5 protein-coding genes and 1 pseudogene are annotated in these 10,480 nt (G+C 72.2%); 4 read left to right on the top strand and 2 right to left on the bottom strand.

Features of this window, described 5'->3' with window-relative positions; translation table 11 throughout:
- The first annotated feature begins 63 nt into the window (after positions 1 to 63).
- The 3 genes from acnA to ACZJYS_RS19100 all read left to right on the top strand — a co-directional run bounded on the left by acnA (position 64) and on the right by ACZJYS_RS19100 (position 5,061).
- A complete protein-coding gene (acnA, locus tag ACZJYS_RS19110) occupies positions 64 to 2,760 on the top strand; it encodes an aconitate hydratase AcnA (RefSeq protein ID WP_493179955.1) in 2,697 nt (898 codons plus the stop codon).
- Positions 2,761 to 3,168: 408 nt separating this feature from the next.
- Entirely contained in the window at positions 3,169 to 4,140 is a 972-nt protein-coding gene (locus ACZJYS_RS19105; RefSeq protein WP_493179954.1) for a diacylglycerol/lipid kinase family protein, read from the top strand.
- A gap of 96 nt (positions 4,141 to 4,236) precedes the next feature.
- The gene (locus ACZJYS_RS19100) at positions 4,237 to 5,061 is read left to right on the top strand and encodes a metallophosphoesterase family protein (protein WP_109516215.1); all 825 of its coding nucleotides are present in this window, start codon (positions 4,237 to 4,239) and stop codon (positions 5,059 to 5,061) included.
- 13 nt (positions 5,062 to 5,074) lie between these two features.
- On the opposite strand, the gene ACZJYS_RS19095 is transcribed toward ACZJYS_RS19100, so the two are convergent.
- Together ACZJYS_RS19095 and ACZJYS_RS19090 are read right to left on the bottom strand one after the other, a co-directional pair.
- On the bottom strand, positions 5,075 to 6,220 hold the full coding sequence (locus ACZJYS_RS19095) for an MFS transporter (RefSeq protein WP_493179953.1): 1,146 nt from the start codon (positions 6,218 to 6,220) through the stop codon (positions 5,075 to 5,077).
- A gap of 51 nt (positions 6,221 to 6,271) precedes the next feature.
- A pseudogene (locus ACZJYS_RS19090) lies at positions 6,272 to 7,318 on the bottom strand (methyl-accepting chemotaxis protein); the annotation flags it as partial.
- A 798-nt stretch (positions 7,319 to 8,116) separates the two neighbouring features.
- Here ACZJYS_RS19090 and ACZJYS_RS19085 point away from each other — a divergent pair.
- Positions 8,117 to 10,480, top strand: a 2,364-nt coding sequence (locus ACZJYS_RS19085; protein ID WP_493179952.1) for a helicase-related protein, incomplete at its 3' end; no start/stop codon positions are given.

Here is a 10,480-nt window from a genome sequence, read left to right as displayed (position 1 = left end):
CGTGGCCGCTCCCCGTGTAATAAGCGGCAGCGTTCGCAGCAAATATTGAGGGGACCCCGGACCATGCGGATGATCGGGCAGGATAGCCTGAAGGCGCGTCGCTCCCTGACGGTGGACGGCAAGGTTTACCACTACTTCAGCCTGCCCGAGGCGGCGAAGAGCATCGGCGATGTCAGCCGCCTGCCCTTCAGCCTGAAGGTCCTGCTGGAGAACATCCTCCGCTTCGAGGATGGCCGCAGCTACTCGGTGAAGGACGCCGAGGCGGTGGCCGAGTGGGTGAAGGAAGGCCGCAGCGAGAAGGAAGTGCCCTTCCGCCCCGCCCGCATCCTGATGCAGGACTTCACCGGCGTGCCCGCCGTGGTCGACCTTGCCGCGATGCGCGACGGCATCACCAAGCTCGGCGGCGACCCGAAGCGCGTGAACCCGCTGGTTCCCGTCGATCTGGTCATCGACCACTCGGTGATGGTGGACGTCTCCGGCAGCGCCTCCTCGCTGCAGAAGAACGTCGACATCGAGTTCGAGCGCAATGGCGAGCGCTACGAGTTCCTGCGCTGGGGCCAGGAGGCGTTCAACAACTTCCGCGTCGTCCCCCCCGGCACCGGCATCTGCCACCAGGTGAACCTGGAATACCTGGCGCAGGGCGTCTGGACCGCCACCGACGGCGACGACACCTTCGCCTACCCCGACAGCTGCTACGGCACCGACAGCCACACCACCATGGTGAACGGCCTCGGCGTGCTGGGCTGGGGCGTCGGCGGCATCGAGGCGGAGGCGGCCATGCTGGGCCAGCCCATCGCCATGCTGATCCCCGACGTCATCGGCTTCCGCCTGCACGGCAAGCTGCGCGAGGGCGTCACCGCCACCGACCTGGTGCTGACGGTGACGCAGATGCTGCGCAAGAAGGGCGTCGTCGGCAAGTTCGTCGAGTTCTACGGCCCGGGCCTGGCCGACATGGCGCTGGCCGACCGCGCGACCATCGGCAACATGGCGCCCGAATACGGCGCCACCTGCGGCATCTTCCCGGTCGACGAGGTGACGCTGGACTACCTGCGCCTCTCCGGCCGCGACGAGCACCGCATCAACCTGGTGCGCGAGTACTACAAGGCGCAGGGCATGTTCGCCGATTCCAGCATGCCGGAGCCGGTGTTCACCGACACGCTGGAGCTGGACATGGCGACGGTGGTGCCGTCCATGGCCGGCCCGAAGCGCCCGCAGGACCGCGTCTCGCTCGACAACGCCGCCCCCGCCTTCGCCAAAGAGCTGGCCTCCGGCAACCTCGGCGTGCCCGGCGACAAGGCCGATTTGCGCGTGCCGGTGGCCGGCGCCAACTACGACCTCGGCCATGGCGACGTGGTGATCGCCGCCATCACCTCCTGCACCAACACCTCGAACCCCTACGTTCTGGTGGCGGCGGGGCTGGTGGCCAAGAAGGCCAACGCGCTGGGCCTGAAGCCCAAGCCCTGGGTCAAGACCTCGCTCGCCCCCGGCTCCCAGGTGGTGACGGACTACCTGAACAAGGCCGAGCTGAGCCAGCACCTCGACGCGCTGGGCTTCCAGACGGTGGGCTATGGCTGCACCACCTGCATCGGCAATTCCGGCCCGCTGCCGGACCCGATCGTCGACGCGATCGAGGACAACAAGCTGGTCGCCGTCTCGGTGCTGTCGGGCAACCGCAACTTCGAGGGCCGCGTGCACCAGAACGTGCGCGCCAACTACCTGGCCTCGCCGCCGCTCGTCGTCCTCTACGCGCTCGCCGGCTCGATCACGCTGGACGTGACGACGCAGCCGATCGGCACCGGCAAGGACGGCCAGCCCGTCTACCTGAAGGACATCTGGCCGACGCAGAAGGAGGTGAACGACACCGTCGCCGCCGTCGTGACGCGCGAGATGTTCCAGGCCCGCTATTCCGACGTCTTCAAGGGCCCGGAGCAGTGGCAGGCGATCCGCGTCGATGCCGGGTCGGACACCTACAAGTGGAACGGCGGCTCCACCTACGTGCAGAACCCGCCCTATTTCGAGGGCATGGACGCCGAGCCGAAGCCGATCGCCTCGGTGCAGGGCGCCCGCGTGCTGGCCAAGCTGGGCGACTCGATCACCACCGACCACATCAGCCCGGCCGGCAACATCAAGAAGACCTCCCCCGCCGGCGAGTATCTGGGCGAGCACCAGGTGCGGCAGGCGGACTTCAACAGCTACGGCGCCCGCCGCGGCAACCATGAAGTGATGATGCGCGGCACCTTCGCCAACATCCGCATCAAGAACGAGATGGTGCCCGGCATCGAGGGCGGCATCACGAAGCACCAGCCCTCGGGCGAGGTGATGCCGATCTACGACGCGGCCATGCGCTACAAGGCCGAGGGCACGCCGCTCGTCATCTTCGGCGGCAAGGAATACGGCACCGGCTCGTCGCGCGACTGGGCGGCCAAGGGCACCTTCCTGCTGGGCGTGAAGGCCGTCATCACCGAGAGCTTCGAGCGCATCCACCGCTCGAACCTGGTCGGCATGGGCGTGCTGCCGCTGGTGTTCAAGCCGGGCGAGAACCGCGAGACGCTGGGCCTGACCGGCGAGGAGACCATCGACATCCTGGGCCTCGAGGAGCTGAAGCCCCGCATGGTGCTGGACCTCGTCATCCACCGCCCGGACGGCACCACCACCACCACCCAGGTGCAGTGCCGCGTCGATACGGCCGACGAAGTCGAGTACTACAAGAATGGCGGCATCCTGCACTACGTGCTGCGCAACATGGCCAAGGCCGCCTGAGGCCGCGCCGAGCGGCGGGGGCGGTGGCGCAAGCCCTGTCCCTCCGGGCGGCAGGCAGGAAAAGGGCGCGTCCCCGGGCGGGGGCGCGCCCTTTCCGCGTTCAGGGGGCGGGCGGCTTCAGTTCTCCGGCCGCTGCATGCGCAGCGGCCCGAAGAGTGGCGCGTTCCAGGGCAGGGCCATCAGGCCCCGCAGCATGTTGCGGGCGGTGAGAGGCCGCTGGCGGGTGGTCCAGTTCATGGGAATGTCTCCTCTGCTGCGCGACGCTGTCGAGTATCGTTCCCAATGGTGAAGCCTTCCTGAATTGCCCCTGAACTGCGGGCCATCTGGCCAAAAAGCCATCCGCCAGCCATGTCGCCCCGCAACCGCCCCGCTCAGGCCGCGTTCGGGCGCTGGAGAACCCCCCTGCCCATGCGCGCCACCCTGCTGCTGAACCCCCGCTCCGGCACGCTGCTGGGCGAGCCCGGACTCGCCGAGGCCCTGCCGGAAGCGCTGCGCCGCGCCGGCTTCGACCTCACCGTCATCGCCCCCGACGCGGCGCCGGACCTGCCCGGCCGCATCGCCCTGGCGCTGGAGACGGCCCCCGAGGCCCTCATCATCGGCGGCGGCGACGGCACCATCCGCAGCGCCGCCGCCGCGCTGCGCGGCACCGGCGTGGCGCTCGGCGTGCTGCCGCTCGGCACCATGAACCTGCTGGCCCGCGACCTCGGCCTGCCGATGCCGCCGCTGGAGGCCGCCGCCGCCCTGGGCGATGCCCATGTGGCGCCGATCGATCTGGCGGAGGTGAATGGCGAGAACTTCCTCTGCCAGTCCGTCATCGGCCTGCCCAACCGCATCGGCCAGCACCGCGAGCGCTCCCGCGGCGACGGGCGGCTGGCCTCGCGCTGGCGGGTGGTGGTGGGGGCGGCGCGCGCCTTCTGGCGGCACCCGCCGCTGCGGCTCGGGCTGCGCCTGGGCACGCCAGGGCAGCCACCCGAAGTGGCGCCCGTGCTGCGTGTCTGGACCCGCGCCCTCTCGGTTGTGAACAACGCCTATGGCGAGGCGCCGGGCGCGCTGTTCCACCGGCCGCGCCTGGATGGCGGCATCCTGACCCTGCATGTGGCGCGCGGTTTCGGCCTGTGGTGGGTGGTGCGGCTGCTGCTGGCCATGGCCGCAGGCCGGTGGCGGCGGCAGTCCGGCCTGCTCAGCCGCCAGGCGACCGCCATTGTCCTGCACGCCCGCAAGCGCCACCTCTGGGTGATGAACGATGGCGAGGCGGCGCTACTGGAGACCCCCCTGCACTACAGCCTCCACCCCCGGGCGTTGAAGGTGCTGGTGCCGCGCGGCCATGGGGCCGGAGCCGAGCAGGAGCAGGAGCAGGAGCAGGGGCCGGAGCCTGGCTGAGGGCCCGCGCATCCTTCCGCGCGCTCCAGGCGTTCTGCAACGCACCGCCCGCCGCATGGCCCGTCCTCCGCGATGCCCGCCTCAGGAATTCCCGCAATGACCTTGCCGCACCGCATCGACCACATCTCCGACCTGCATTTCGGCCGGGTGGACGAGCGCGTGGCGGAGGCGCTGATCGAGACGCTGAACGCCGAGCCGGCCAACCTGGTGGTGATCAGCGGCGACCTGACGATGCGCGCCCGCTCGCGCGAGTACCGCGCGGCGTGCCGCTTCATGGAGGCGCTGCGCGCGCCGCTGCTGGTGGTGCCCGGCAACCACGACATCACCAATTACTGGCCCTGGGAGCGCTTCCTGGACCCCTTCGGCCGCTGGCGCCGCTTCGTCGGCGGCGAGACGGAGCCGTTCTGGCGCAATGACCATGTGGCGGTGATCGGGCTGAACACGGTGGTGCGCGGCGGGCTGCACCTTGCCTGGGAAGGCGGGCGGGTGAAGCGCCACCGGCTGAAGCGCCTGCTGGACCGGCTGGACGAATTGCCACCCGGCCTGTTCCGCATCGTCGTGGCCCACCACCCCTTCCTGGCACCCGAGGACGCCCCGGGCACGCCCCTGGCCCGCCGCGCGGCGCCGGCGCTGGAGGCGTTGCAGCGCGCCGGCGTGCGGCTGATCCTCTCAGGCCATCTGCACCGCGGCTATGTGCGGCTGCACCGCGGCGCCGCGGCGCCGGATTCGCAGCGGCCGGAGCTGCTGGTGGTGCAGGCCGGCTCGGCCATCTCCACCCGACTGCGCGGCGAGCCGAATGCCTACAACCGCATCATCATCCAGGACCATGCGGCCCGCATCGAGCCGCGCCGCTGGGATGGCGCGGCCTGGGTGAGCGCTGCCGCCCCCGCCTGGCCCACCACGGTGCTGGCCGAGGACTGAGCGGCGCCGCGCATCAGCGGGCCGGCAGGCGCCAGGCCAGCGGCAGCGCCAGGGCGCAGAGCCCCGCCATCAGCAGGAACACGCCGCCGCCCCAGGCGGCGTAGAACGGCCCCGAGAGCAGGGTGAACACTCCCATCAGCAGGCCGACGCCGAGGGCAGCGTGCAGCGCCTGCGCGGTGCCCGCCTGCTCGGCCGGCACCAGCCGCAGGATCATGTGCATCGCCGCCAGGTGCTGGGCGCCGAAGGTGAGCGCGTGCAGCACCTGCATCAGCGCCAGGGCGGGCAGCCAGACGGTGCCGGCCATCAGCCCCCAGCGCAGGAGCCCCGCCCCCGCCGCCAGCAGTGCCATGCCGCGTGGCCCGACCCGCGCCATCAGCCGCCGCCCGAGCAGGAACAGCACCACCTCCCCCACCACGCCCAGGGCCCAGAGCAGGCCGATGGTGGCGGTGGAATGCCCCGCCGCCGTCCAGTGGATGCTGCCGAAGCCGTAATAGGCGGCGTGGCTGCTCTGGATCAGCCCGGAGAGCAGCAGCAGCCGCGCGAAGCCGGGCAGGCGCAGCGTGGCGCCGAAGCCGCCCTTCGCCTGGCGCGGGGGCTGTGGCGGCGGGCGCGGCATCAGCAGGGTGGCGGCCAGGGTGGCCAGCATGGCGGCGCCGATCAGCACCGGCACGGCGCCATAGCCCCACACCCCCACCAGCCAGCCAGCCAGCATCGCCGCCGCCATGAAGGCCACCGAGCCGGCGGCGCGGACCTGCCCGTAGTCGAACAGCCCCTGGCGGGCGGCGGCGAGGCAGAGCGCGTCGGCCAGGGGCACCTGCGGCGCCATGGCGATGCCGAGCAGCACCTGCACCAGGATGAAGCCCAGCAACCCCGCCGCCGCCAGGAAGCCGCCCGCCACCAGCAGGCCCAGCAGCGCCAGCCCGCCCAGCAGCAGCCGGGCATCGCCCAACGCGTCCGCCCAGCGCCCGGCCGCCGGCCCGGCCAGCAGCCGCGCCAGCGAGCCCAGTGCCAGCGCCAGCGCGATCTCGCCGGGCGAGAGGCCCCGGGCGGCCAGGAAGGCCGGCAGGAAGGGCTGCGTGACGCCGATGGCGGCGAAGATGGCGCTCAGCAGCAGGACATGGCGCAGGACGGGAAAGCGGAGGGCGGAGATGGCAGGCACCAGAGGAGTCGGGAAGAAAGGGGCAGGCCGCCCCCGCCCTTCCCTTCTGCCTCAGGCCTGCCCGATGCGCAGCAGGAATCCATCCACCGCGCTGCGCAGCGTGGTGTTGCGCTGCTGCAGGCTCGCCGCCGCCTCGGAAAGCCGGCCGACCTCCTGCTGCGCCTCGCCGGCGGCGCCGCGCACCTCGCCGCTGCGCTGCGCCACCTCGCCCGTGCCCTGCGCGGCGGCGGCGGCGGCGCGGGCGATCTCGCGGGTGGCGGCGCCCTGCTGCTCCACCGCCGCAGCGATGCTGCCGCTGATGCGGTCCACCTCCGCGATGGTGCCGGCGATGCCGCTGATCGCCTCCACCGCCGCGCCCGTGGCCTGCCGCATGGCGGTGATCTGGCTGCTGATCTCCTCGGTGGCGCGGGCGGTCTGCCCGGCCAGGTTCTTCACCTCGGACGCCACCACGGCGAAGCCCTTGCCTGCCTCCCCCGCCCGCGCCGCCTCGATCGTGGCATTCAGCGCCAGCAGGTTGGTCTGCCCGGCGATGTCGCCGATCAGCTTCACCACGTCGCCAATGCGCGCCGCAGCCTCGGTCAGCCCCTGCACCGTCTGGTCGCTGCGGCGGGCGGCCTCGGCGGCGCCGGCGGTCACCTGGGTGGCCTCGGCCGTCTGGCGGGCGATCTCCTGCACGGCGGAGGCCATCTGCTCGGCGGCGGCGGCGACGGTGCGCACCTCCTGCGACGTGCCATCGGCGGCGCTGGCCGCCGCGCCACCCGCCCGGGCGGTGCGGTCGGCCACGCCGCGCAGCGTGGCGGAGGCGCTCTCCACCGCCCCGGCCGCCTGGCTCAGCCCGGCCATGGCGGCATCCACCTCCTGGCGGAAGTCGCTCACGGCCGTGGCATAGGCCTCGGCGCGCCGCAGCCGGGCCTCCGCCGCTTCCCGCGCCTGCTGCTCCACCCCTTCGGCATGGCGCAGATTCTCGCGCAGGCTCTCGGCCGCGCCGGCCAGCACGCCGATCTCGTCCGGCCGGCTGGCACCGGGGACGGGCTGGCCCAGATCGCCCGCCGCCATGTTGGCGATGCCCCCCGTGGCGGCCGAGAGCGGCCGCAGGATGCTGCGGCGGATGGTGACGATCAGCGTTGCGCCCAGTATGGCGAGGCCGGTGCAGACCAGCGCCAGCAGCATGGTGGAGAGGCGGTCGGCATAGGCGATGGCCTCCCGGGCCGCATGCTCGCTCTGCGCCTCGGCGCTCTTGGCGGCACGGTCCAGCATCTCGTTCAGGGCCCGGCGGTTGGCCCGGTTGGCCTCGTTGTTGCCCATGGCGTTGGCGGCGGGGGGCCCTGTCTCCACGCCGACGCGGGCGACCTCGGTGCGGAAGCGCACGAACTCGCCGGTGATGCGCGACAATTCGTGGAAGGCGGGAAGCTCCTCCGGCCGCAGCAGGGCCTGCCAGGCCTCCATCTCGGCCTGCAGCCCGGCCAGGGCGCGGCGCAGCGAGGCGGCCGCCTTCTCCGCATCGCTGCCGGGCTGGGCGAAATACAGCAGGCGGCTGTCCGAGACCGCCTCCATGACCCGCCCGTTCACCCGCTCGACCCGCCAGGCGATCGCGCCGGTCCGCTGCGTGGCCTGCACCTCCACCCGGTAGCTGGAGAGCGCCCACATGGCGAAGCTGGCCGTGACCAGCGCCACCAGCGCAGACAGCCCCAGCAGGACGTAGAGGCGTGTGGCGAGCGAACGCGACAACCAGCCGATCATGAAATCTCTCACCCTCTTCCGGACGTGCCGCCCCCTATGCGGGCTGCCCGCAGGGCCAGTGCATCCTCAGCGGGGCAGTGCTGCCATTCCGTTAAAAAGCCCCGCCGCGCGCAGCGTGGTTGCCAAGCCCCCTCGCTTGGCCCACTTAGGCACGAGATGCCCGTTCTCTCCCCGTACTCGTCCTCCACCGCCTCCATGTTTCCCGCGCGCGTCAAGGCCGTCCTGGGTCCGACCAACACCGGCAAGACCCACTTGGCCATCACCCGCTTGCTGGCGCATGAGACCGGCATCATCGGCTTTCCGCTGCGCCTGCTGGCGCGGGAGAACTACGACCGCATGGTGGCGCTGAAGGGGGAGGAGCGTGTCGCCCTCATCACCGGCGAGGAGAAGATCCTGCCGCCCGGCGCCAAGTGGTTCGCCTGCACGGTGGAGGCCATGCCGCTCGACCGGCGGGTGGAGTTCGTCGCGGTGGACGAGATCCAGCTCTGCGCCGACCCGGACCGCGGCCATGTCTTCACCGACCGGCTGCTGCATGCGCGCGGCATGGTCGAGACCATGTTCCTCGGCGCCGAGACCATCCGCCCGCTGCTGCAGCGGCTGGTGCCGCAGGCCGAGATCGAGACCCGGCCGCGGCTGTCGCAGCTGCGCTACGCGGGGCCCGCCAAGCTGACGCGGCTGCCGCCGCGCTCCGCCGTGGTCGCCTTCTCGGCCAGCGAGGTCTATGCCATCGCCGAGGCGATCCGCCGCCGGCGCGGCGGCTGCGCGGTGGTGATGGGCCGGCTCAGCCCACGCACCCGCAACGCCCAGGTGGCGCTCTACCAGAACCGCGAGGTGGACTTCCTGGTGGCGACGGACGCCATCGGCATGGGGCTGAACATGGATGTGGACCATGTCGCCTTCGCCTCGCTGCAGAAGTTCGACGGCCACCGCCCCCGCCCGCTCTCGGCGCAGGAGGCGGCGCAGATCGCCGGCCGCGCCGGGCGCGGCATGCGCGACGGCACCTTCGGCGTGACGGCCGACTGCCCGCCCCTGCCGGAGGAGATGGTGGCCAAGATCGAGGGCCATCACTTCGAGTCGCTCGGCACGCTGGCCTGGCGCAACGCCGATCTCGACCTCTCCGGCATCGACGCGCTGCTCGACAGCCTGGCCGCCCCGCCGCCCGTGCCCGGCCTCGCCAAGGGCAATGACGCGACCGACCACATCACCCTCGAGGCCCTCTCGCGCGACCAGGAGATCCGCCAGGTGGCGCGCGGGCGGACGCGCATGCGGCTGCTGTGGGAAGCCTGCCAGATCCCGGATTTCCGCAAGCTGGCCGATGACAGCCACACGCGGCTCTGCGCCCGCGTCTTCCTCCACCTGGCGAAGGAAGGGCACCTGCCCGCCGACTGGGTGGCCGGGCAGATCGCCCAGTGCGCCACCACCGAGGGCGACCTCGACACGCTGATGACGCGCCTCTCGGCGATTCGGGTCTGGACCTATATCGCGGCGCGTGCAGACTGGGTGCGCGACGCCGCCCGTTTCCAGGACGCCGCCCGCGCCGCCGAGGATGCTGTCAGCGATGCGCTGCATGAGCGCCTGACCGCCCGCTTCGTCGACCGCCGCGCGGCGCACCTGATCCGCCGGCTCGACGAGTCCGCCGACGAACTCCTCTCCGCCGTCACCCGCCAGGGTGAGGTGGTGGTGGAAGGCCACCCCGTTGGCCAAGTGAAGGGTTTCGTGTTTGAACCCGATGCCGCTGCGGGTAATGGGGAGGAGCGCAAGCTTGTCCTGCGTGCCGCCCGCCGTGCCCTGCAGAGTGAGATGCCGAAGCGCGTGACTGAGATCGAAACCGCGTCCGACGACGCTTTCGCCCTGACCCCGTCCCACCGCATCACCTGGAACGGTGACGAGGTCGCCCGCCTGCGGCCCGGACCCACCCCGGACAAGCCGCTGGTCGAGCCGCTGCCCACCGACCTGCTGGACGGCGCGCAGCGGGAGCGTATCCGCGCCCGCCTCGCCACCTGGATCGAGGCGGCCATCAAGCGGGAATTCGCCCCGCTCGACGTGGTGGAGGCCAAGGCGGCCGAGGATGGCGCGCTGCGCGGCCCCGCCTTCCGCCTGCGCGAGTATCTGGGCCTGGTGCCCGGCGGCACCGAGGCGGAGGTGAACCCCGAGCTGCGGCAGAAGCTGAAGGCCATCGGCATCCGCGCCGGGCGCTTCGCGCTCTATCTGCCCGAGATGCTCAAGCCCAAGCCGATGGCGCTCCGCGCCCAGCTCTGGGCGCTGAAGGCCGAGTGCGACGTGCCGGTGGTGCCGGGCGGCGGCCTCGTCTCCGTGCCGCCGCCGGAAGGCTGGCCGGAGGGCTTCGCCGCCACCATGGGCTGGGTGCAGGCCGGGCCGGTGCTGCTGCGGCTCGACGTCGCCGAGCGCGTGGCCGGCGAGCTCGGCCACCTGACCCGCCGCGCGCCCGCCATGCTGCCGGCCGACGTGGCCAGCCGCCTGGGCGTGAAGGCCGACGTGCTGCCCGCCGTGCTGCAGGCG

The organism is Roseomonas sp. TS2, from assembly GCF_058833935.1.
The sequence above is the reverse complement of the archived record's forward strand: the minus strand, read 5'-3'. Positions and strand labels throughout refer to the sequence as shown.

Excerpts from the sequence above, each read along its gene's own strand:
- ACZJYS_RS19105 (WP_493179954.1), top strand. The coding sequence starts at position 3,169 with ATGCGCGCCACCCTGCTGCTGAACCCCCGCTCCGGCACGCTGCTGGGC.
- acnA (WP_493179955.1), top strand. The coding sequence starts at position 64 with ATGCGGATGATCGGGCAGGATAGCCTGAAGGCGCGTCGCTCCCTGACG.
- ACZJYS_RS19100 (WP_109516215.1), top strand. The coding sequence starts at position 4,237 with ATGACCTTGCCGCACCGCATCGACCACATCTCCGACCTGCATTTCGGC.